Genomic DNA, 22,379 nt, shown 5'->3' with positions numbered 1-22,379 from the left:
AATAATTATGCTATTGTATATATAAATATACGCAGTCCACTACAGAGGTGAAGAACATGAAAAACTATCTATATTTAGAGAATGGTTCCGTTTTTGAAGGGGAACTGCTTACTGGACCCACTGAAAAAGCAACCTGTGGAGAGATTGTCTTTTTTACGGGAATGACCGGATATCAAGAGGTATTGACCGATCCTTCCTATAAGGACCAAATTGTCATTTTCACCTATCCCCTCATTGGAAATTACGGAATTAATGAAAATGATTTTGAAAGCAAAAAGCCGCATGTTGCTGGCGTCATTGTTTATGAAGGGAATATGAGCCATTCCCATTATCAGGCAAAATATTCACTTGGGGAATATTTAGAAAAATGGGCCATTCCGCTGTTAAGCCATGTTGATACACGGGCGGTCGTTAAAAACATTAGACAGGAAGGCTCGATGCAGGCCGTCATCACAGCGGAAGAAGGATTCACGGTCAAACCAAGCCAGAATGATTTGGCAGCCCATGTCGCCGAAGTATCGACAAAGGTGGTAGAGAGCTTTGGAGAAGGTGACAAGCACGTAGTGATGATGGACTTCGGATATAAGAAATCCATTTTGGACTCGTTGGTTGAGCAAGGCTGCAGAGTCTCGGTCGTACCATTTGACACTGGATTCGAACAGATCAAGGAGCTGCAGCCGGATGGGATTTTGCTTTCAAATGGGCCTGGGGATCCAAAACAGCTGGAATATCTTTTAGGGAACTTAAAAAAGATCATTACGAAATTCCCGACGATGGGCATCTGCCTCGGTCATCAATTAACGGCCCTTGCCTTCGGTGGGAATACAAAAAAAATGCTGTTTGGACATCGCGGTGCGAATCAGCCCGTGGTCGATTTGAAAACGAAAAGGGTGTATATGAGTTCTCAAAATCATAGTTATGAGGTGGATGAAACAAGCTTACAGGGGACATCGCTTCAAGTTCGTTTCAGGAATGTCAATGATAGCACGGTTGAGGGCCTTATGCATGAAGACCTGCCAATTTTCACTACCCAGTACCACCCTGAGGCAAATCCAGGACCAAACGAGAGTTCACAACTATTCAATGACTTTTTACAAATGATAAATGACTATAGCGGGAGAGAAAAAGCCTATGCCTAAGGACAACACGATACAGACGATTTTAGTGATTGGTTCGGGGCCGATTGTCATCGGGCAGGCTGCCGAATTCGATTATGCAGGTACACAAGCCTGCCTAGCTTTAAAAGAAGAAGGATATAAGGTCATTCTTGTGAACAATAACCCGGCAACGATCATGACGGATGACATGAATGCGGATGCTGTCTATTTTGAACCGTTGACAGTGGATGTGCTGGAAAAAATCATTGCCAAAGAAAAGCCTGATGGCCTGCTCGCTACTTTAGGGGGCCAAACAGGTTTGAATCTTGCCTATCAATTGGATGATGCAGGAGTACTCAAGCAGTATGATGTGAAACTATTAGGTACACCGATCGACTCGATCAAAAAGGGTGAAGATCGTGAATTGTTCCGTGAGCTGATGCTTGAAATTGATGAGCCTGTCCCGGACAGTACAATCGTTCATACATTGGAAGAGGCGCAGGCTTTCGCGGATAAAATCGGTTTTCCCATCATCGTCCGGCCTGCCTATACACTTGGCGGGACAGGTGGCGGAATTGCTGATTGTTTGGAGACATTCAAGGAACTAGTTCGGGGCGGCCTTCAAGAAAGCCCGATTACACAATGCTTGATTGAAAGAAGCATAGCTGGGTATAAAGAAGTCGAATATGAGGTCATGCGCGATGGCAACAATACGTGCATCACCATCTGCAATATGGAAAATATCGATCCCGTCGGTATCCATACAGGCGATTCCATCGTCGTGGCACCTTCTCAGACCTTATCGGACGATGAGTTTCAGATGCTGCGTGCCGCATCGATCAAGATCATCTCTGCTTTAGGCATCATCGGGGGTTGTAACATTCAATTCGCACTTGATCCACATAGCAAACAATATTATCTGATAGAAGTGAATCCGCGCGTCAGCCGTTCATCGGCATTGGCTTCCAAGGCAACAGGATATCCCATTGCCCGCATCGCCGCAAAGCTCGCCGTCGGCTATCATTTATCTGAAATAATCAATCCTGTAACGAAAAGTACATATTCAAGCTTTGAGCCTGCCCTTGACTATGTAGCCGTGAAGTTCCCAAGGTGGCCATTCGACAAATTCACGGCCGCAAACAGAAAATTGGGAACACAGATGAAGGCAACGGGTGAAGTGATGGCTTTACACCGCAGCTTTGAGGGCGGGGTTCAAAAGGCCGTCGATTCATTGGAACTAAAAACGAATGGCCTGCAGCTTTTATCGTTGAGGGATAAATCCGTTCCAGAACTGTGGAAAAAACTTGCCGAAAAATCCGACGAACGAATTTTCGTCATATTCGAGATGCTTCGTAAAGGTGTGACCGTTGAAGAAATCCACGAAGCGACGATCATTGATTATTTCTTCCTTCATTCCTTCGCTTCGCTTATCGCCAAGGAAACTGAAATCACGTCCAAGTCAATCAAATCGGTAACAAAAGAAGAACTTCAGTTATTCAAAGAAAAGGGTTTCTCCGATCGTTACCTTGCGTCCGTGTGGAATGTAAGTGAAATGGAAGTGAGGACACATCGAAAAGCGCTTGGAGTCACCGCTGTATACAAAACGGTCGATACTTGTGCAGCCGAGTTCAGTTCACATACGAACTATCATTATTCGACATATTTCGGTGAGAATGAGCAGAAGAAAACCAATAAAAAGAAGGTATTGATGATTGGCAGCGGGCCTATCCGGATCGGACAGGGAATTGAATTCGATTACTGTTCCGTGCATGGAGTTTATGCACTCCAGGATGAAAATGTTGAAACCATCATGATCAACAATAATCCGGAAACGGTAAGTACCGATTTTGCCACCGCAGACCGCCTTTACTTCGAGCCGTTAACATTGGAATATGTGCTTAATGTAATTGAAGTGGAGGATATCGACGATGTCATCGTCCAATTCGGAGGACAGACCGCGATAAACTTGGCAAAGGGTCTTGAAGATTACGGTGTGAACTTGTTGGGCACCACCTTCGATACACTTGATCAATTGGAGGATCGCGATCGTTTTTATCAACTTCTGCAAAAGCTGGAGATCCCGCATGTCCCAGGTTCGATGGCGAATGATGAACGGCAGTTAATGGAGCGTTCCGAGGCAATCGGCTTTCCAGTCCTATTGCGCCCATCCTATGTAATTGGCGGCCAAGGCATGGAAATAATCCGTTCGAAGGAAGGCTTGATCCAAAGAATGAAAAATGGGGCCGCACTCGTTTACCCCGTGCTGATCGATTCCTATATACCAGGGAAAGAAGCGGAAATTGATTTGATTGCGGATGGAGTGGATCTATATATCCCAATCATTGCTGAACATGTTGAAAAGGCAGGCGTCCATTCAGGAGATAGCATGGCCTTATTGCCGGCACAAACCTTAAGTGATGAAATGAAAGCGAAAATGACCCTTTATGCCCAAAAGCTAGTTACAGAGCTGGGTTATAAAGGACTTATGAACATCCAATATGTGATTGAAGGAAGCAGCGTATATGTATTGGAAGTAAATCCGCGTGCAAGCCGGACAATTCCGATCATCAGTAAAGTCACAGATGTATCTTTAGTGCAAGTCGCAACAAAAATATTGCTTGGGAAATATTTATTGTCGAATGTGTTCGAAAAAACGGGATTAATGGAAGACATTCCGTATAAAGTCGTCAAATACCCAGTATTCTCAACGTTTGCCTTAAGCGGGCTTGACTCCAAGGTAGGTCCGGAAATGAAATCGACAGGTGAGGGAATTGCCGTTGGTAAAACGGTTAAAGAAGCTTTGGCTAAAGTATTCCATGCTCAAAAAGCCAAACATGCTTCAGGAGTTTACCAATCCAACTCAGTCCAGCTAAGTGCAGGATTGCTTGAGCAAATCACGGAAGCCGGTTTGATCCTGTGTGACACGGACTTTGAAAAATGGCTGAAAGACGGGAATGCCGCAATCGTCTTGGCTTATGGAACAACGGCAGAAGATAAGAAGCTAAGGCTTATGGCCGCAAAATACCGGTTGCTTGCGTTTACGGAAGAAGAGACCTTCAAGGCATATCTGCAATCGGCAGGTAATGCTGACCTAGAAGTAACCTCGCTTCAGGATTGGCTTGTAACCTATTCGAAAGGAGTGTCACACGCATGAGCCCGATTATAGTACAGGAACGCGCCAAGATTTTAAATGGAAAAGATTTTTTGACGATGAAAGAGTCTACACCTACAGAGATAGCAGAACTGTTAAAGCTGGCTCAGGAGATTAAGGGTAAATTACAGGCTGGCGAGGAATATACACCTTTAAAAGGAAAGACGCTTGGGATGATTTTTGAAAAATCATCGACCAGAACCCGTGTATCCTTTGAAGTGGGCATGATGCAGCTTGGCGGACACGCCTTGTTCTTAAGTGGAAATGATCTGCAAATAGGTCGCGGTGAAACCATTTCCGATACGGCTAAAGTCCTTTCGGAATATATTGATGGCATCATGATCCGTACGTTCGAACATGAAAAAATCCTGGAATTGGCGGGGAATGCGTCCATTCCGGTCATCAATGGACTAACTGATCTTGCCCACCCGTGTCAGGTGCTGGCTGACTTCTTGACCATCATCGAGATTAAAGGGAAGCTAAAAGGTTTGAAGATGAGTTATATCGGAGATGGCAATAATGTCGCCAATTCCTTGATGGTCGGCTGTGCAAAAATGGGTGTGGACTTTTCCATTGGATGCCCAGAGGCCTACAAGCCTGATGAAAAAGTCGTCAGCTATGCGCAAAAAGTGGCAGAAAAGACGGGAAGTAATATTGTTGTGGCGACATCCGCCCAGGAAGCGATACAAAATGCGGACATCGTGTATTCCGATGTCTGGACGTCCATGGGGCAGGAAATCGAGAATGGAATCCGCTTGGAAGCGTTTAAGGATTATCAAATCAACAATGAACTAGTCAAACTGGCTAAAGACGACTATTTATTCATGCATTGTCTTCCTGCACATAGGGGAGAGGAAGTAACCGGTGAAGTCATCGATGGACCTAATTCCGTCGTTTTCCATCAAGCTGGAAATCGTCTTCATGCGCAGAAAGCGGTTTTAGTGGATTTAATGTCTTAACCTATGAGGTGTCCGCTCACTGAGCGGACGCCTTTTTTATTTGCGGATTTCCTTTTTGTCCTTAATTTTTCAGACATGAAAGGAAAAATCCTGGCAATAATAACAAGGAAAGCATGTAAAGGGGTGAAATCTATGGGGCAAAATCGTCAATTCAAGCCAGGTCAGAAGGCACCTAATAATGGGACCTACGTAGAGATTGGTGAAACGGGCAGTACGGTTGTTAATCCGAAAATGGTAAAACTCGATGCAGGAGATTCCTTTCCTGAAACATCCAATCATAACCGGATATGGACTTATCAGCGGAAGCCTTGAAAAAACTTAAAGCAGGGAAAAGGAGGGAATAACTCCTTTTCCTTATCTTCCTAATATAATTTGACTCAGCAATTTCCCTGCCTTGTTTTTATTCCCGAATAAAAAGATTGATAGTCTTGCATATCATCCATTTGCCATGTGGATTATGGGAGTTTTATAATGATATAGAAAATAAGTGAATTTCCGAATATTGAATCATTTATACATAAACAAAAGAAGTGGGTTTGGCTGCGTCCATGAGCAACCACCAATAAAAGTGATTAGTAAAGGAGAATGGGATATGAAATTAGTGACTTTCAGTAATGAAGGGTTTAAACGGATTGGAGCGCTTTACCCCAATGATGAAATAGTGGACTTGAATTATGCTTATCAATCATTTCTTGAAAGTGAAGGGAAACTGCGCAGTGTACAAATTGCAAACGCGTATGTCCCCTCATCGATGGTCGATTTTTTACAGGGGGGCAAGGAAAGCATGGCCATTGCCAAGAAGGCGGCTGACTATGCAATCGATAATCGTGATTCATTTCGACATAAATTGATACATGCCATGGAGGATATAAAACTTGAGGCACCTGTCCAAAATCCAGGAAAAATCATCTGTGTTGGCCAAAACTATCGTGAGCATATTGCAGAAATGGGGCGAGAATTGCCACTTTTTCCGGTTGTATTCGCCAAGTACACGAATGCAGTGATCGGACCCCAGGATGACATTCCCTTCTTCCCGATCTCTGAACAGCTTGATTATGAAGCTGAATTCGCATTTGTCATCGGACAAAGGACACGCCAAGTGTCACAAGAAGATGCTCTCGATTATGTAGCAGGTTATACGATTGCCAATGATGTTACGTATCGCGACATCCAACGGCGTACAATCGAGTGGCTTCAAGGCAAAACGGTAGATGGAAGCGCTCCGATGGGACCTTGGTTGGTGACTTCCGACGAGCTGCCCGATCCATCCGGTTTACATGTTCGATTAACGGTGAATGGAGAAGAACGGCAAAAAACGAATACATCCAACTTCGTATTTGATGTGAAATATTTAATTGAATTTTTATCGAATTTAATGACCCTCGAACCAGGAGACATCGTGCTCACTGGAACGCCTGGTGGAGTGGGATTTGCGCGCAGCCCGCAAGTGTTCCTGAAAGATGGGGATGTGGTCAAGATCGAAATCGATAAAATCGGCTACCTTGAAAACCGCGTGAGGCGTGTTGGTGAGGGGAAATAGGACTGGTTAGGGAAATTCGGAAGTCACCTCATGCAATTTCCGAATTTGACGTTTCCATGGGTCTCGTTGCAAGCTTTACTCCTTCTATTTAAAAACAAACATGAATCTAGGCAAACTTGATTTATCGAGAAGGTAAAACAAAGTTGATTGGAACGGAGGGTACGGGACTCCTGAGGGGAATGCGAGTAACGGGAGATCCCGCAGGCGGAAAGCGAGTGACCCGATAGGAAAGCAACGGCCACATTGTACAACTCATAAACATTGACAAATTCGATTTTCATCGAGTTTGTCTACAGTCTGACCTTTCTTCGTCATGGAGAAAGGTTTTTTCCTTTTTTTTAACTTGCATTGTGGATTCATGTTAACTTTTCTTTACATGGGGAAAATTAGAAGTATAATAAAAATATAAAGGTCAAAATTGGTCAAACTTAAATCGGTCATGTAATAGATGGGAGGTATTCAGGATGGATATGAATAGAATGACCGAAAGAACCCAGCAAGCATTCATCGGGGGACAAGAGGTAGCCAGCGAGAGAGGGAATCCGGAGTTGACGGAGCTTCATTTATTGAAGAATCTTCTCGGGCAGGATGATAGTATATTGGTCAGGATTTTATCGGAATCCGATAAATCGCTTGATCAATTTGAAATGGAGCTGAATAAGGAGCTCGATCGTTTGCCGGAAGTAAGCGGGGGTGTTTCCCAGATTTACATGTCACCTTCACTTCAGCAGATCGTGACAGCCGCCGAAAAGGAAATGCTGGTGTGGGAGGATGAATATTTATCAGTCGAACATATCCTGCTTGCAGTATTGAAAGGCAGTAAAGCGAATGTTATCAAGCTTTTTTCATCATTTGGAATGGATTACGATAAAGCGAAAATGATCATACAGGATATAAGGGGGAATCAGCGAGTGACTAGTCAAAATCCTGAAAGCACATATGAAGTATTGAAAAAATACGGCAGAGACCTCGTTGCTGAAGTTAAAACGGGGAAGGTCGATCCTGTCATAGGACGTGATACGGAAATTCGAAACGTCATTCGAATCCTTTCACGTAAAACAAAAAACAACCCCGTATTGATAGGTGAGCCTGGGGTTGGAAAAACCGCGATTGTCGAGGGGCTGGCCCAAAGGATCGTCAGGAAGGACGTCCCGGAAGGATTGAAGGACAAGACCGTTTTTTCACTGGATATGAGCGCGCTTGTCGCAGGCGCAAAATTCCGTGGCGAATTTGAGGAACGGCTAAAAGCCGTATTGAATGAAATTAAGAAAAGTGATGGTAAAATTTTGTTATTCATAGATGAATTGCATACCATCGTCGGCGCAGGCAGAACGGATGGGGCATTGGATGCCGGTAATATGCTGAAGCCTATGCTTGCACGTGGCGAGCTTCATTGCATCGGGGCAACTACCTTGGATGAATATCGAAAATATATCGAAAAGGATCCAGCTCTGGAGCGTCGTTTCCAGCAGGTACTCGTGCCAGAGCCCGATGTGGAAGATACCATTTCCATCTTGCGGGGGCTGAAGGAACGGTTTGAAATTCACCATGGTGTCAGGATTCATGACCGGGCGATCGTGGCAGCCTCCGTTCTCTCCAACCGATATATAACGGAGCGGTTCCTGCCGGATAAAGCAATCGATCTTGTTGATGAAGCTTGTGCCATGATCCGGATGGAAATCGATTCAATGCCATCGGAGCTGGATGAAATCACGAGAAAGATCATGCAGCTAGAGATTGAAGAAGCGGCCTTGAAGAATGAAGAAGATCCTCAAAGTATCGCAAGGCTGGAAGTGCTGCAAAAAGAACTTTCGGAACTTCAAGATCAGGCGAATGGAATGAAATCCAAATGGCAAATGGAGAAGTCGGCGCTTCAAAAGGTTCAGGATCAACGTGAAGAACTGGAGAAGCTGCGTCATGAATTGGAACAGGCCGAGAATGACTATGACCTTAATCGGGCAGCGGAGCTCCGGCACGGAAGGATTCCCGAGCTTCAAAAAGAATTGGAAGCGATGGAGGATGAATTGGAACAAGAAAAACAGGAGTCACGATTACTTCGCCAAGAAGTAACGGAAGAAGAAATTGCTTCGATCGTGGCAAGGTGGACGGGCATTCCTGTCAGCAAGCTGGTGGAAAGCGAAAGGGAGAAACTGCTTCGTCTATCGGATATCCTCCATGAACGTGTAATTGGTCAAGGGGAAGCGGTTGAACTTGTTTCTGACGCAGTTCTAAGGGCAAGGGCAGGAATCAAGGATCCAAACAGGCCCATCGGCTCGTTCATTTTCCTCGGACCGACCGGTGTGGGAAAAACCGAATTGGTGAAAGCACTGGCAGAAACGTTATTCGATAGTGAAGAACATATGATTAGAATCGATATGTCCGAATATATGGAGAAACATTCCGTTTCCCGTCTTGTTGGAGCCCCTCCTGGATATGTCGGTTTTGAGGAAGGCGGCCAGCTAACAGAGGCTATCAGGAGAAATCCATATTCAGTCGTATTATTGGACGAAATCGAAAAGGCCCATCCTGAGGTATTCAATATTTTGCTGCAACTGCTCGATGATGGAAGGATTACCGATTCCCAAGGTAGAACCATCAACTGTAAAAATACGGTGATCATCATGACCTCAAATATAGGTTCCCATTTCTTGTTGCAGTCCAGCAGGAATGATGGCGGCATCGAAGAGGAAATCAAAGATCAAGTGTTCAAAGAATTAAGAGGGCATTTCCGCCCGGAATTTTTGAATCGCGTAGACGACATCGTTTTATTCAAACCTCTTACAAAACAGGAAATCGTTGAAATCGTAGAAAAAATGGTTCAGCAATTGCAAGTGAGATTAACCGAGCAGAATATTCGATTGAATGTCACTGAAGCCGCAAAGGAATTCATTGCCGAACAAGGATATGATCCGGTATATGGTGCAAGGCCTTTGAAACGATTCATCCAAAAGCATCTGGAAACAAAAATCGCCCGTCAAATCATAGCCGGGACGGACGGTCTAAAAGAAGGGATAACGATCGATCTTAATGATGATGAATTGGTTCTCCTTTAAATATATGAAATTCAGTTTAATCGAAAGAAAAGGGCGGTATAACAAAAAGGACATCCAAATAGGATGTCCTCTTTTGCTTCTTAATGCTGATGGGAGTCTTCTTCTGTTGGCCCAGCAGGCAAAATAGCAGGGATGATTAAGATCAGGATAGAAGCTGCTATTCCTAGAATCGATCCCTGTGCAGCATCGTATGAAACTCCCATCATGGAAGAAACAACATATACAGTCATATGCACTAATAAGAATGTCCAAAAAATTGTCCAAGCATAACGCATCGAAATTTCACCTCATTCCACTACATTCATTTTTATCTTACCATAATTAATATGCAGTTAAAACGGGTTTTTAATAATACCCGTTAAATAATTCAGTGCATTCACTGATAGGAACCTTCCAGGCCAAGCGGGTCGATATCAAAGGTCATCACGGAAATCATTGCGGTCCATGGATGAAAAAATCCTCCCTGCTTGGTTAATTTAAGCTAAGAAGTTAGGCGTTTCCACTGACCCTTTCTATTTTACGTCATAAATTAATATAGTAGTAGTAATATTCCTTAAAGGAGTTAGACCGATGGAACAACGAACTTTTCAAATTGACGACCAATGGAATATCATCTATTATCCAGAGCGGCCCAGTGGTTTTTCCGTTTTGGTTATTGGAGATCGCAGTCATTTTGTCGAAAAAGACAGCAGCTTTTGGCTTCAGCACCCCGGCAGGCTGCAAATATTGGAATATTTAAAGGGATTCGGATACACGTTATTTTCATCCAATCTATATGGAGCCAACTGGGGCAGTCCTAAAGCAATGGATCTTTCCCTTAACTTATATATACTTTTCATGAAAAAGGAAATAGTCAATAAAAGGGTTCATGTATTGGCAGAGGGTGCAGGCGCGCTCCTCGCCTTGAAGCTAATGAATGAACTTGGCAATAATATCCGATCTGTCGTATTGATCGATCCGGTTTTCTCCTTGAAAGCGCAGCTTGAAAAAGAAAAGGAAAATAAATTTTTCTATAAAAAATGGCTGTCCGAGGTGGCAGCTGCATATGAGCTCGAGCCAGCAGAATGTGAAAGCTATATTCTGAAATCCGAAGAACCTGTAATCCCGGAGAAAATCCCGATGAAGGTAATTCAGGTTTTTGGAAGCATGCGGAAAGAGCAAGCCTCCCTTTACAGACAAATACAGCTAGCCAGAAAGGCCGACTTGCAGCTGACGTATTTATTGCCCGAAAAACGTTATAAAATCCCATCTCAAATCCAAAAATTTTTCAATCAAAATGAAGAGGATTTGTGAGTTTGGATATATTTACACAATGGTTTGCATACGATACAGCATCTAAAAAAACTAGACGTGCCGGATGAAGCAGGCTTGATGGCATACGAGGAGGCTGTATTGATGCAGACATATATTGTGATAGGCACTTATCAATTCATAGGTTTCTATGTGACTCAATATTTTTTGAACCAAGGTGAAGAGGTTATTGGGATAGATTGGGCTGATAAGGATGACAGCCCGTATATTATGGAAGAAAAGGAACTTGAAATAGGCAGAAGCGCCAACTATATATACTTTCCGGTAAATAAACTTAAGTTATTGGATATTGCTCGTCAGGACACGGTGTTCATATCTTGTTACGATATTTATCACGGGAAATATGGTAATACTGAATTACTGTTAAGTGAAATCGGTTCGTTCATTGAAAAATGCAAAAAGAAAGGTCTGAGCGAAACGCCAAATATTGTTCTGTTCATGCCAGTAGCAGAAGAGAGTTTGTTTCAATCCATCATATCCGCGATAGAAGGCATCGACTCTGCCAAAATCATATATTTACCGACGGTTTATGGACCTTGGCAATCGGAAGCAATGAGTTTTGAAGTGGGAATCAATCAACAAGGATCGTCTGTCATCGAAGCGGCCATTGCTAAAGAATATACGGGGGATGCCCTCTTCGTTTCTGATTTCGTGAGTGCTTTGGAAGGAGTACTTGCTTCTTCGGATAGGAGCATTCAATTATCAAGCAATATAGCCGATCACTGGAATAAATGTGCGGCGCATGTTTTTGATGAAGAAATCGCTTCTTCATTTGCCCCAACACCCGAAATCAACAAAGGCAGCTTAGTTGAGGTGCAATGCAACACGGATCCGCAGGAAGGCGTGGCCTTACAAAGAAAACATAATAAACGATTAAGCTTACTTAAAAAGTGGAGAAAAGCGGAATGAAGTGTTAAAGCAATTCCCGGAGGCGAAGGCTTTCATTATTCGTAAAGGAACGAACGGTATATTTGCCTCACGCCTTTTTGTCGAGTACCATAGAAGTTCATGGATACCTTATCCATGAACTTCTATTTTTTTTGATATTTAATTTACGCCCTTTACGAAAGGGACATGGCGAATTATGATAATATTGAGCTTTCTTTAGGCATCACAACGATCAATGAATTTTTTAAAAGTAAGGAGGAAACGGAAATGAGTTCAGACAAAACACTTGAATTTATGGGGATAGCAATGAAGTACTTCCCTGAGGCTAAAGCGAAACTTGAAGCGAGCGGGATTCCCTTCTCAATGGAGATGGCAGAGCCGTTCATGGAGCTTTTCAAAAGCGTCATGCAAGAGGCCTATGAGCTTGGCAAGCAAGATGCCCAACGTTAATTAAAAGGAAGGCTGTCCGGATTTACCGGCAGCCTTGCTTTTTTTTATTCCTTTTTCAAGAACTTGTCGATCATTGGACTCAGGTTCAGTTTCTCGATGGCTGGCTTGTATTGCCCGTATAAACCCATCAATGTTTCGACGCTTTGCATCAATTTCAGGTAATCAACACTGGATTCACCTTCTTTTAATTCATCTTTCTCCGGTTCTGCTTTCCTGCTGCCGAACATCAAATTCGAAAAATGATCATCCTCGGTCCTATGATTGTTGCGGTTGAAGATATCCATAATCATTCCCCCCTTTCCAGATTAATTATTAAGGGTGTTTTCGCATCCTTTGTTGCTTTTCACCGTAAAGCGGTGTGGTTGGTTTCTCCTCCAATCAACCTTAGATCGTTTCGTATAAAAACAACAATCTTTTCGAAATGAGCCTTCCCTTATTAATGTATGTCCCCAAATCGCCTTGGAATAGGCTCATAACCGAACTCGGAATCCGTTTCTTTTATACTTTCAAACTGTTAGCTCTTGCAAGGAAGTGATTTTTTATATAAAATTAGTACCAGGTAATAATAGATGATTATAATAACTCATTAAATATAAGGGGATGGCAATATGAACGCTGGAATATTAGGGCTTGGCCGCTACTTACCCGAAAAAATCTTAACAAATGCGGATTTAGAGAAAATGATGGACACTTCTGACGAGTGGATCCGGACAAGGACGGGTATCGAGGAAAGAAGAATTGCCAATGATGATATAAATACTTCTGATATGGCTTATGAAGCGGCAAAAGCTGCATTGGAAAATGCGGAAATTTCAGCTGAAGACATAGATTTGATTCTTGTAGCTACAGTGACGCCGGATCAATCGTTCCCTACTGTTGCTTGCATGATCCAAGAGAAATTAGGAGCGAAAAAGGCAGCTGCCATGGATGTAAGTGCTGCATGTGCGGGCTTTATGTATGGAATGATTATGGCACAGCAATTCATTCAAACGGGTGCATACAAGCATGTGCTGATCGTAGGAGTCGAGAAACTTTCGAAAATAACTAATTGGGAAGACCGCAATACGGCCGTTCTCTTTGGTGATGGTGCAGGTGCAGCTGTAGTTGGACCTGTGTCAGAAGGAAAAGGAATCCTTTCCTTCGAATTAGGGGCAGATGGATCTGGCGGGAAGTACTTAATGCAGGAAGGAGAATTCCTCAGCATGAATGGCCGTGAAGTGTTTAAATTCGCTGTGCGCCAAATGGGGGAATCCAGCCTGAACGTACTGGATAAAGCGGGATTGACAAAAGAGGATGTAGATTTACTTGTCCCTCATCAAGCGAACATCCGCATTATGGAAGCTTCAAGGGAACGCCTTGGACTCCCGGTTGAAAAAATGACAAAAACGGTTCATAAATATGGAAATACCTCTTCAGCGTCCATTCCGATTGCCCTTGTGGAAGAAATGGAAGCGGGAAGGATCAAGGACAATGACCTGATCATCATGGTCGGTTTTGGCGGAGGCCTAACTTGGGGAGCGATCGCCCTTAGATGGGGGAAATAAAAGACAAATAAACGTACGAACTTTTTAATATTGGAAGGAGCCATTTCGAATGACGAATCGTCGTGTAGTAGTAACAGGTATTGGAGCCATTTCTCCAGTTGGTAATGATGCAGAAACAGGCTGGAAGAATATAATCGAGGGAAAATCGGGTGTAGGGCCATTAACACGCTTGAACGCTGATGATTTCCCCGTTAAAGTGGCAGCGGAAATCAAGGACTTTGATATCGAAACTTATATTAACCGTAAAGAAGCGCGCAAGATGGATCGGTTCACGCACTATGCCATTGCCGCATCCGTAATGGCTTATAATGATAGTAAGCTGGAAATAACCGATGAAAATGCTGCACGTATAGGGGTATGGATCGGTTCTGGCATCGGCGGACTGGAGACATTGGAAACACAGCATGAAAACTTTATAAACAGGGGATATAAGCGTGTCAGCCCCTTCTTCGTACCAATGATGATCCCGGATATGGCAGCTGGCCAGGTATCTATCCTGCTTGGAGCAAAAGGAATCAATTCATGTACGGTAACAGCCTGTGCAACTGGAACGAACTCGATTGGTGATGCATTTAAGGCCATCCAACGGGGCGATGCCGATGCAATGATCACAGGTGGAGCGGAAGCGCCAATCACGAAGATGTCGGTTGCAGGCTTCTGTGCAAACACAGCGTTATCGACCAATCCTGATCCGCAAACGGCTAGCCGTCCATTCGATGCGAATCGTGATGGATTCGTAATCGGTGAAGGAGCAGGCATTATCGTTCTGGAAGATTTGGAACATGCCTTGAACAGAGGGGCGAAGATTTATGCCGAGATAGCGGGCTATGGTTCCACTGGGGATGCCTTCCATATTACGGCTCCGGCACCTGGTGGAGAAGGCGGGGCAAGAGCGATGAAAATTGCGATTGATGATGCAGGTTTGAACCCGGAAGACATCCAATACGTAAATGCCCATGGAACGAGTACACCGTATAATGATAAATATGAAACGATGGCAGTCAAGGAAGTCTTTGGCGATCATGCATATAAACTTGCGATCAGCTCAACAAAGTCCATGACGGGCCATATGTTAGGGGCAGCAGGTGGAGTGGAGGCAATATTCACGATTCAAGCGATCAGGGATAGCATTCTGCCGCCAACCATCAACATAGTAACGCCAGACCCTGAATGTGATTTGGACTATATTCCGAATGAAGCAAGAAAAGGCGAAATTAATGCTGCAATCAGTAATTCCCTTGGATTTGGTGGACATAACGCCACGATTCTTTTTAAGAAATATCAATAATTGAAGTGGAGCGGATCTTTTTAGATCTGCTCTTTTTTTGTACAGTCGTAAATGCGAAGGGGTGTCAACCGCTTTTTGAAATCATAAGATAGTCAAAAAAGCGGAGGGCAGGAAAATGGGAGTTATTTCAACAGATGAATGGCTGAAGAAGGATTTCAACCGCCCGATACAGATAATGGAAAGACTTAAAAGTACGTTCCGCAATTCGATTGATGGAGAGGTGATTTATCAGCACTTATTGAAGCACGGCATGTATTCTCCAAATCAAAGGACTAAAGCGACCTTGGAATTTTTACAAGATAATGATTCGTGGAAAAAAACTCAAAATCTATTTACAACTTATAAGAAGATGTGGGGAGGGCCAGATGTGCCCATATATATTTTTCCGCTGATGTCTTCCGGGATGTGGAAGAAAAAGAATGAAACGAAATCAGGGTTGGCATTTGAAGATAAATTGTTTCTTTTTTATGACCTAGATATAGAAGACAAGGAAATGGAGGCTGTGCTGATTCATGAATATCATCATATCTGCCGATTGCATCATTTAGAGAAGGAACAGAAAGAATTTACGCTTCTGGACACGATGATCATGGAAGGGCTCGCTGAACGAACAGTCGAGAGATATTTGGGTGCAAAGTATTTAGCTAGATGGACCAAGTTATATCAGGAAGATAAACTGCAAGGGTTTTGGAGCAAGCATCTGGAAGGGAAACACACGATAAAGCGCACGGACCCCCTGCATGATGTCCTTCTGCTTGGCCAAAAAGAATACCCGCATATGCTAGGATACTGCAGCGGCTTTTATTTAGTGGGGAAATCCGAAAAACGTTCTGTGAAAAAATCATTCATCGTTCAATCTGAAGAATTCTTATAAAGAACGAATCTATCCGTTCTTTTTTCTTTAAGCTGTTTTTTTGGAATAGGAATAAATTGTATGATTCCTGCCTATACTGAGTGACAAACAGAAATTTGTTTAAGTGAGGGATGAATGATGCTATATCTTCATGATGTATGGGTTAACTGGTTTGAAGGAGAAGAAAACGGCTATAACATTTGCCATTTTCACGAATGGAGGAAGGATGATGGGATTGAACTGTTAGATCAAGTTCCTTTGTTGAAAGTGTCGGCAACATTGTTCGACTACATAGAAAATGACTTGTCAGAATTGCCTAAGCCGTTGCTGAATGATGTGTATCAAAAAGCATATGCAAGAAAAAATCATGAACGAATTCAGCTTGACTATTGTTTTATCGTAACTGATGGAAATGGGATTCTAGCTGTTGATACGATAGGTTATCATATTCCGATCAGGAAAAGCAGAATTATTCCCCGCCAGGAACAAATTGTTTATGACATGATAGAAAATCATGATGTCCTGGATTACACATTTACTGAAAAACCTACATCTGAAAAAGAATATCACATTTTATCGCCGTCACCTTTATTCATGAATGGTTTGACTAGAAAGGAAAGACAGCTGAAACAATTACTTTTCATGGCGATGGATCAATTATTTACGGCGAAAAACACCGCTGAAATTCGTTATTGGTATACAGAATGGGCTCCTGAAAAATATGAGAGCATTCAAGAGATGGAGTTTCAACTAGCGTGGCTTGAGTTATATGAAGAAATGAAGGAGGGCTGGTCGGATAAGCACCTTCAACTTTGCGAGAACTTGGTGAAGGGGCAGCCTTTTTTTGAAAAGCTTTGGCAAGTCGAGGCTGGCGATAGCCCATCGATTTTATAGAAATACTTCAAGAAGACGATCCGGTGCGGATCGTCTTTTTTTTATTGCACTTTGAGTGAACACTAAGCTAGTATTGTCATTGCCTACAATTTTAGTGATTTGTACAATGAGCATTTCATGGCACTGCAGTTGCTCGCTTTCCGTGGGCGGTCCGTGAGCCCCCGCGGCTTTTGACGTACACCCCCATTGTTAGATATGTGTCCAACAATGGGGGTGCACTTCAATTTTATTGCCTGCGGGGTCCCACGTAGACCCGCATTTCTAGGCAGGAGGCATGCGCTTTTTGATTATATGCGTTACTAAACAGCAACGGGTTAGTGTAGTTAGTAACATCTAGAATTACACATGATGAGCATCTCTTTTTAGTTGAACAGGTGCCTGGGAATCCTGGAATTCCAAAGTTGTTGCCTTTCCATTCAAGCTGGATCAGCCCCCCCATACACCACTTTGAACAAATGAAGGATTCTTCGAAAGTATCACCATGTGTATGACCAACCCTCTCTAATAAAAACAAAAAAGTTTCGGAATGATATCATTCCGAAACCTTTTTGTCTACAGACAGGGACGATCGTCTTGTTTTTTTATCTTTTTCTGCCAAGTCCCATGCCATTATACATTTTTCTGATCATTTTATTGGCTTCCTTGTTCGCTTTTTCTGCTCCGCGATCGAGGATTTCATCCAATTCAGGTGAATCGATCAATTCATTAAAACGTTCTTGGATGGGAAGGATCTCGGCGAGAACCACTTCAGCCAAATCGCTTTTGAAGTCGCCATACCCTTTCCCTTCGTACATCCCTTCAATCTCTGCATAGCTTTTCCCGCTGAAGATGGAGTAAATCGACATCAAGTTGGAAACTCCTGCTTTGTTTTCTTTATCATAGCGGACAATACCTTCGGAATCGGTAACTGCGCTCTTAATATTTTTTTCGATTTGCTTCGGATCGTCCAATAAAGCAATTGTAGCCTTTTTATTGGGATCGGATTTGCTCATTTTCTTGGATGGCTCTTGAAGCGACATGATTCGTGCCCCTTCTGTAGGCAGGCTTATTTCAGGGATCTTGAAAATCTCGTTGTGCTTTTTGTTGAATCTTTCAGCCAGATCCCGTGTCAATTCAAGATGCTGTCTTTGATCTTCTCCGACCGGAACAACATCGGTGCCATAAAGGAGAATGTCGGCAGCCATCAGTGGCGGGTATGTAAGCAGTGCAGCCGATACCCCTTCCTTGCCAGATGATTTATCCTTGAATTGTGTCATTCTCTCCAGTTCCCCGATATAGGAAATGCTTTGCAAAATCCAGCCTGCCTGAGCATGTGCTGGCACCTCTGATTGAATGAAGATCGTATTCTTTTCAGGATCAAGGCCAATGGCCAAGTATAAAGCAGCTAATGTTTTAATGCTTTGCCTTAATTTAAGGCGATCTTGTGGAACGGTTATGGCATGCTGGTCAACTATACAAAAGAAACACTCATATTCATTTTGTAGTTTCACGAATTGTTTCATGGCTCCGATGTAGTTACCTAACGTTACCGAACCTGATGGCTGTATGCCGGAGAAAATCCTTTTCAACTGCTAGTCACTCCTCTAATTGCGTTTATTGATAAATGGATATTCGCTCTTCATTATTGTAAGGATAAATAGAAAATGAATCCACATTTCTTTGAAAGAAATGGCCGTCCATGAAGGGAAACGATCATTTAAATCTCGTGGAGGGCCATTAGGCCTGTATCGATGCTATTTCTGAGATTACGAAATGTCCACTATACCTGTATTTTAGCATTTATTCATAGTAAATGTATAATCCAATCGGCAAGAAGTATCTTGGCAAATGATTTTAGTTTTAATTTATGTTCATCCTATTTCGATTTGATAATTTGCAGAATTAAAGGAAAATCAAACCGTTTTCTGTATTGCACAATGTCAGGATGATTTTAGGGAAGGCTACACACAAGAGAACGCATTTCATGCGAAGTTTCCATCTTGTGGAGGGTTGGATTTTTATAGGCGGGTAATTTTGTATGGCAGAGTTTTATTAATTTTTTATAATATAGAGGAGTAATGTTGAATCATTGTGGTATTAAAGAAAGGGGTCTTTTGTTTTTGTAGAAAATTGAGATTGATGGCGAGTGAGGTGGAGGATATGAAAACAATGAGTAAATGGTTGATGACAGGTGTTTGCCTTTTCCTGGTTCAACAGCCTGTCCATGCACAAAGCGTGAATGAAACGAGGCAGGTGGCATTAGAAACGAAAGAATTGCCTGTGAATGCACCTCGTTTTGTTTTTGATTCGGGTTTGAAATTCGATTATCCGGATGCAGTGCGAGGAATATATGTCACCGGACCGGCAGCGGGCGGCAGTAAACTGAACGAACTTATTAAATATGTAGATGAAACCGATTTGAATGCGATGGTCGTTGATATTAAGGATGACTGGGGTAACATTACGTATAAAGCCAAAGATTCCGATTCTCCATATGCTGGAATTGGTAAAGACTACATAAAAGATCCAAAGGCAATGCTGAAGAAATTTGAGGATAAAAAAATATATCCGATTGCCAGGGTCGTTGTCTTCAAGGATTCCCTTTTGGCTAAAGAGAAGCCCGAATGGTCCTTTCAAGATGGTGAAGAGGTATGGAAGAATGGCCGGGGCGAGGCCTTCGTTAATCCTTTCCTAAAAGAGGTATGGGATTATAATGTCGGCATTGCCATTGAAGCGGCAAAGATAGGCTTCAAGGAAATCCAATTCGATTATGTCCGGTTTCCTGAAGGGTTCGAGAATAAGGAAGACGACTTGAAGTATGATATGGGTGAATATGATGAGGCGAAAGTGAATCATACAGCTAAACGTGTTCAGGCCGTGACGGATTTCGTAAGTTATGCGAAGAAGCGTTTGGAGCCATATGGAGTGAAGGTATCGGTGGATATTTTCGGATATACCGCTACCCTGCCTGAAGCACCAGGTATCGGCCAAAACTTCACGAAAATCTCCGAGAATGTCGATGTCATTTCCTCAATGATCTATCCAAGTCATTGGACATCTTATTTTGGCATAGATAAACCTGACCTGGAGCCTTATGACCTCGTTACGGAATATGCGAAATTGGAGAAAGGGAAGCTGAAGGAATTGAAAACCCCACCTACTTCAAGGCCGTGGCTTCAAGATTTCACCGCTTCCTATTTAGGAGAAGGAAATTATCAAAAGTATGGCAAGGAAGAAGTCGAGGCCCAAATAAAAGCATTGAACGATAACGGTATTAATGAATATCTATTGTGGAATGCAGCAAATCGCTATACAAAGGGAGTCGACTATACCCCATGAAAATTGGATGACCGGAAGGAAAGCATTTCGGTCATCCCTTTTTCTCTCTGGATTACCGCTTTTTATTCCCGCCAACTTTATTCCACCCTGACTGAATTCGTTTCGATTGATCGAAAATATGAGAGTGACGTTTCCCGCCAAACCATTTTTCGCCGACAGCATTCGTCACAACGCCATTCACTGCCGTAATGCCAATAACGCAGGCGGCGACCAAAATAAAGTCCGTAAAGTAACTGATCATTACATCCCTCCTAATATTTTCAAGTTGTTATTGATTCTATTGTAGTGGATAAGAGAAAGCATTGAAAGTAAAAACAAGTGAAAAGGAGATGGAATCATGAATTGGTATGAAAAATTAAATCAATATTTCCCTATCGAGGAAATGAAGTCCAAAGAGCATATAGACGTCCTATTGAAGGATAAGAAAGAAATATATATAAAAGATGAAGGGCCTGACCATGTTTTATTATATGTTGAAGGAGAAGAGTTTATATTCATCGATTATCTATTTGTATCCAAGAATTCACGGGGGCAGGGATTGGGAAGGAAATTGATTCAAAAACTGCAAGCGAAAGAAAAAACGATTTTATTGGAAGTCGAGCCAATCCAAGAAAATGATGACGATTCCTTTAAAAGGCTGCGGTTTTATAAAAGGGAAGGATTCGAACATGCCTCCTCGATCACCTACAGCAGGAAATCGCTTGCCACCATGGAGAATACCCCGATGGAAATCCTATATTGGCCGTCAGATCCCTCAGTTGGAGAGGAAGACGTATTCGATTTCATGAAAGAAATTTATTCTGAAATCCATACCTACAAAGATGACGACCTTTACGGCAAGTCTTATCAAAATGTCGAGGACGTCCTGAGCCTGAATGCCAAGCAGGAAACGAATATTTTTAAAGAGATGGAAGTATAAAAACAAGGGCCGGTCATTCACCGGCCCTTTTGAAATTCCTTTGAAATTCCTTTGAAATTTTGACCAAAGGTTACGAGATTTGGGCTCTTCGAGCCACTATGTTAAGCCGTTTTAGGACCTTGCCATGTCCAAGTGGCCATCTTCTTTACATTCATGGCAGCGAAAGTAAGCATTGCCTGCATCGACAATTTTTTAAGTCCCCTTAAATTAGTCCAACGCATACCATGCTTTTCTTTTGCATCTGCGAATACACGCTCAATCGTTTCTTTGCGTTTCGCATATATAGGTTTTACCTCTTGATGATGACGCAGATGATCTGCTTCTTCCACATATGCTTGCCAGATATGCCGTGTCACTACTTTTTGATGGTCTTTGCTTTCCGTACACCGTGATAAAAATGAGCATGTTGCACAAATTTGTTTGGGCGATTTGTACTCGCGATAGCCCTCTTTATTTGTTGTTGAGTACTTTAAAGTTTCTCCCGAAGGGCAAAGGTAACAATCAAAGTGTTCATCGTAAACATAGTCACGTTTGCGAAAGAATCCTTCTTTTGTACAAGGACGTGTATAGGGTAAAGGCAGGTGTGATTTCTTTGTTAAATAGGTAGCTTGTAATCGCTGGTGTTTTATAAGCTGCATCTGCGGCAACTGCTTCTGGTTTTCCAACTTTCTCAATCACTTGCTCAACAAGTGGCTCCAAAATATGACTGTCATGTGTATTACCAGGTGTTACAATCGTTCCCAATACAAAACCGTTGCCGTCTGCGGCCGCATGGAATGAATAGGCAAACTGTTTTGTTCGTTCATCTTTCACATAGTAGCCACTCTCAGGATCCGTAGTACTTTCTTTAATTGCTTTGGTTTCTTCCTTATCAAATTTATCTGGTGGAAAAGGCTTCTTTCCATGGTTTTCACGATCTTGATTGATTTCTTCTTGAAGACGTCCTTGATACGCTCGTGTTTCTTTACGAACGATTTTCTTTTCAAATTTCTGTTTATTCGCACTGGCTTTCATATGTGTGGAATCCACGAAAACGTGTTCTACACTTATTAACTTTTTATTAGCAGCTGTCATTAAAATGCGACAGAAAATCTGTTCAAACAGGTCTGTATCT

Annotated in this window: 19 protein-coding genes and 1 pseudogene; 15 read left to right on the top strand and 5 right to left on the bottom strand. The window is 42.7% G+C overall.

Going from position 1 to position 22,379, the window contains the following annotated elements; all coding sequences use genetic code 11:
- Positions 1–56: 56 nt before the first annotated feature.
- The 6 genes from AS888_RS15405 (at position 57) to clpB (ending at position 9,800) form a co-directional block, all read left to right on the top strand.
- Entirely contained in the window at positions 57–1,139 is a 1,083-nt protein-coding gene (locus AS888_RS15405; protein ID WP_061143039.1) for a carbamoyl phosphate synthase small subunit, read from the top strand.
- A complete protein-coding gene (locus AS888_RS15400; protein WP_061143038.1) occupies positions 1,132–4,251 on the top strand; it encodes a carbamoyl phosphate synthase large subunit in 3,120 nt (1,039 codons plus the stop codon). Before AS888_RS15405 ends, AS888_RS15400 begins: the two co-directional genes overlap by 8 nt.
- Positions 4,248–5,207 (top strand): ornithine carbamoyltransferase, encoded by a 960-nt coding sequence (gene argF / locus AS888_RS15395; RefSeq protein ID WP_061143037.1) that lies wholly within the window; start codon positions 4,248–4,250, stop codon positions 5,205–5,207. Before AS888_RS15400 ends, argF begins: the two co-directional genes overlap by 4 nt.
- Positions 5,208–5,339: 132 nt before the next feature.
- The gene (locus tag AS888_RS15390) at positions 5,340–5,519 is read left to right on the top strand and encodes a YjzC family protein (protein ID WP_061143036.1); all 180 of its coding nucleotides are present in this window, start codon (positions 5,340–5,342) and stop codon (positions 5,517–5,519) included.
- A gap of 280 nt (positions 5,520–5,799) precedes the next feature.
- Complete coding sequence (locus AS888_RS15385; protein WP_061143035.1) at positions 5,800–6,747, top strand: fumarylacetoacetate hydrolase family protein; 948 nt, start codon at positions 5,800–5,802, stop codon at positions 6,745–6,747.
- Positions 6,748–7,211: 464 nt separating this feature from the next.
- A complete protein-coding gene (gene clpB / locus AS888_RS15380; protein WP_061143034.1) occupies positions 7,212–9,800 on the top strand; it encodes an ATP-dependent chaperone ClpB in 2,589 nt (862 codons plus the stop codon).
- Between the two features lie 80 nt (positions 9,801–9,880).
- Here the strand turns inward: clpB and AS888_RS15375 are convergent, their stop codons facing one another.
- Positions 9,881–10,075, bottom strand: a complete 195-nt coding sequence (locus tag AS888_RS15375; protein ID WP_061143033.1) for a YjzD family protein — start codon at positions 10,073–10,075, stop codon at positions 9,881–9,883.
- Between the two features lie 295 nt (positions 10,076–10,370).
- Here AS888_RS15375 and AS888_RS15370 point away from each other — a divergent pair, with 295 nt between their 5' ends.
- The 3 genes from AS888_RS15370 to AS888_RS15360 all read left to right on the top strand — a co-directional run bounded on the left by AS888_RS15370 (position 10,371) and on the right by AS888_RS15360 (position 12,449).
- Positions 10,371–11,093, top strand: a complete 723-nt coding sequence (locus tag AS888_RS15370) for an alpha/beta hydrolase (protein ID WP_061143032.1) — start codon at positions 10,371–10,373, stop codon at positions 11,091–11,093.
- 24 nt (positions 11,094–11,117) lie between these two features.
- A complete protein-coding gene (locus tag AS888_RS15365; protein WP_221408610.1) occupies positions 11,118–12,020 on the top strand; it encodes a Rossmann-fold NAD(P)-binding domain-containing protein in 903 nt (300 codons plus the stop codon).
- A 246-nt stretch (positions 12,021–12,266) separates the two neighbouring features.
- A complete protein-coding gene (locus AS888_RS15360; RefSeq protein ID WP_034314525.1) occupies positions 12,267–12,449 on the top strand; it encodes a ComZ family protein in 183 nt (60 codons plus the stop codon).
- A 44-nt stretch (positions 12,450–12,493) separates the two neighbouring features.
- On the opposite strand, the gene AS888_RS15355 is transcribed toward AS888_RS15360, so the two are convergent.
- Positions 12,494–12,733 (bottom strand): hypothetical protein, encoded by a 240-nt coding sequence (locus AS888_RS15355; RefSeq protein WP_061143030.1) that lies wholly within the window; start codon positions 12,731–12,733, stop codon positions 12,494–12,496.
- A gap of 324 nt (positions 12,734–13,057) precedes the next feature.
- Here AS888_RS15355 and AS888_RS15350 point away from each other — a divergent pair, with 324 nt between their 5' ends.
- From AS888_RS15350 to AS888_RS15335, 4 genes are all read left to right on the top strand, one after another.
- On the top strand, positions 13,058–13,993 hold the full coding sequence (locus tag AS888_RS15350) for a beta-ketoacyl-ACP synthase III (protein ID WP_061143029.1): 936 nt from the start codon (positions 13,058–13,060) through the stop codon (positions 13,991–13,993).
- Between the two features lie 49 nt (positions 13,994–14,042).
- Positions 14,043–15,281 carry a beta-ketoacyl-ACP synthase II gene (gene fabF / locus AS888_RS15345; protein ID WP_061143028.1) on the top strand — a complete coding sequence of 413 codons (1,239 nt, stop codon included), beginning with the start codon at positions 14,043–14,045 and terminating at the stop codon, positions 15,279–15,281.
- Between the two features lie 115 nt (positions 15,282–15,396).
- A complete protein-coding gene (locus tag AS888_RS15340; protein WP_081092477.1) occupies positions 15,397–16,155 on the top strand; it encodes a DUF2268 domain-containing putative Zn-dependent protease in 759 nt (252 codons plus the stop codon).
- A gap of 117 nt (positions 16,156–16,272) precedes the next feature.
- Complete coding sequence (locus AS888_RS15335; RefSeq protein ID WP_061143027.1) at positions 16,273–17,028, top strand: YjbA family protein; 756 nt, start codon at positions 16,273–16,275, stop codon at positions 17,026–17,028.
- A gap of 581 nt (positions 17,029–17,609) precedes the next feature.
- On the opposite strand, the gene trpS is transcribed toward AS888_RS15335, so the two are convergent.
- Entirely contained in the window at positions 17,610–18,596 is a 987-nt protein-coding gene (trpS, locus tag AS888_RS15330; RefSeq protein WP_061143026.1) for a tryptophan--tRNA ligase, read from the bottom strand.
- 571 nt (positions 18,597–19,167) lie between these two features.
- On the opposite strand from trpS, the gene AS888_RS15325 reads away from it, so the two are divergent.
- A complete protein-coding gene (locus AS888_RS15325; protein WP_061143025.1) occupies positions 19,168–20,346 on the top strand; it encodes a putative glycoside hydrolase in 1,179 nt (392 codons plus the stop codon).
- A gap of 52 nt (positions 20,347–20,398) precedes the next feature.
- Here AS888_RS15325 and AS888_RS15320 read toward each other — a convergent pair whose 3' ends face one another.
- The gene (locus tag AS888_RS15320; protein ID WP_061143024.1) at positions 20,399–20,587 is read right to left on the bottom strand and encodes a hypothetical protein; all 189 of its coding nucleotides are present in this window, start codon (positions 20,585–20,587) and stop codon (positions 20,399–20,401) included.
- A 96-nt stretch (positions 20,588–20,683) separates the two neighbouring features.
- Here AS888_RS15320 and AS888_RS15315 point away from each other — a divergent pair, with 96 nt between their 5' ends.
- The gene (locus tag AS888_RS15315) at positions 20,684–21,265 is read left to right on the top strand and encodes a GNAT family N-acetyltransferase (protein ID WP_061143023.1); all 582 of its coding nucleotides are present in this window, start codon (positions 20,684–20,686) and stop codon (positions 21,263–21,265) included.
- Positions 21,266–21,366: 101 nt separating this feature from the next.
- Here AS888_RS15315 and AS888_RS15310 read toward each other — a convergent pair.
- Positions 21,367–22,379, bottom strand: a pseudogene (locus tag AS888_RS15310) (IS1182 family transposase); the annotation flags it as partial.

It is taken from the genome of Peribacillus simplex (assembly GCF_001542915.1).
Lineage (GTDB): Bacteria > Bacillota > Bacilli > Bacillales > DSM-1321 > Peribacillus > Peribacillus simplex_B.
The sequence above is the reverse complement of the archived record's forward strand: the minus strand, read 5'-3'. Positions and strand labels throughout refer to the sequence as shown.

Bases quoted from the DNA above. Each gene is read 5' to 3' on its own strand.
- AS888_RS15320 (WP_061143024.1), bottom strand. From the start codon at position 20,587: ATGATCAGTTACTTTACGGACTTTATTTTGGTCGCCGCCTGCGTTATT.
- AS888_RS15375 (WP_061143033.1), bottom strand. From the start codon at position 10,075: ATGCGTTATGCTTGGACAATTTTTTGGACATTCTTATTAGTGCATATG.
- fabF (WP_061143028.1), top strand. From the start codon at position 14,043: ATGACGAATCGTCGTGTAGTAGTAACAGGTATTGGAGCCATTTCTCCA.
- argF (WP_061143037.1), top strand. From the start codon at position 4,248: ATGAGCCCGATTATAGTACAGGAACGCGCCAAGATTTTAAATGGAAAA.
- AS888_RS15400 (WP_061143038.1), top strand. From the start codon at position 1,132: ATGCCTAAGGACAACACGATACAGACGATTTTAGTGATTGGTTCGGGG.
- AS888_RS15390 (WP_061143036.1), top strand. From the start codon at position 5,340: ATGGGGCAAAATCGTCAATTCAAGCCAGGTCAGAAGGCACCTAATAAT.
- AS888_RS15325 (WP_061143025.1), top strand. From the start codon at position 19,168: ATGAAAACAATGAGTAAATGGTTGATGACAGGTGTTTGCCTTTTCCTG.
- AS888_RS15350 (WP_061143029.1), top strand. From the start codon at position 13,058: ATGAACGCTGGAATATTAGGGCTTGGCCGCTACTTACCCGAAAAAATC.
- AS888_RS15335 (WP_061143027.1), top strand. From the start codon at position 16,273: ATGCTATATCTTCATGATGTATGGGTTAACTGGTTTGAAGGAGAAGAA.
- AS888_RS15315 (WP_061143023.1), top strand. From the start codon at position 20,684: ATGAATTGGTATGAAAAATTAAATCAATATTTCCCTATCGAGGAAATG.
- AS888_RS15360 (WP_034314525.1), top strand. From the start codon at position 12,267: ATGAGTTCAGACAAAACACTTGAATTTATGGGGATAGCAATGAAGTAC.
- AS888_RS15370 (WP_061143032.1), top strand. From the start codon at position 10,371: ATGGAACAACGAACTTTTCAAATTGACGACCAATGGAATATCATCTAT.
- AS888_RS15405 (WP_061143039.1), top strand. From the start codon at position 57: ATGAAAAACTATCTATATTTAGAGAATGGTTCCGTTTTTGAAGGGGAA.
- AS888_RS15385 (WP_061143035.1), top strand. From the start codon at position 5,800: ATGAAATTAGTGACTTTCAGTAATGAAGGGTTTAAACGGATTGGAGCG.
- AS888_RS15355 (WP_061143030.1), bottom strand. From the start codon at position 12,733: ATGGATATCTTCAACCGCAACAATCATAGGACCGAGGATGATCATTTT.
- clpB (WP_061143034.1), top strand. From the start codon at position 7,212: ATGGATATGAATAGAATGACCGAAAGAACCCAGCAAGCATTCATCGGG.
- AS888_RS15340 (WP_081092477.1), top strand. From the start codon at position 15,397: ATGGGAGTTATTTCAACAGATGAATGGCTGAAGAAGGATTTCAACCGC.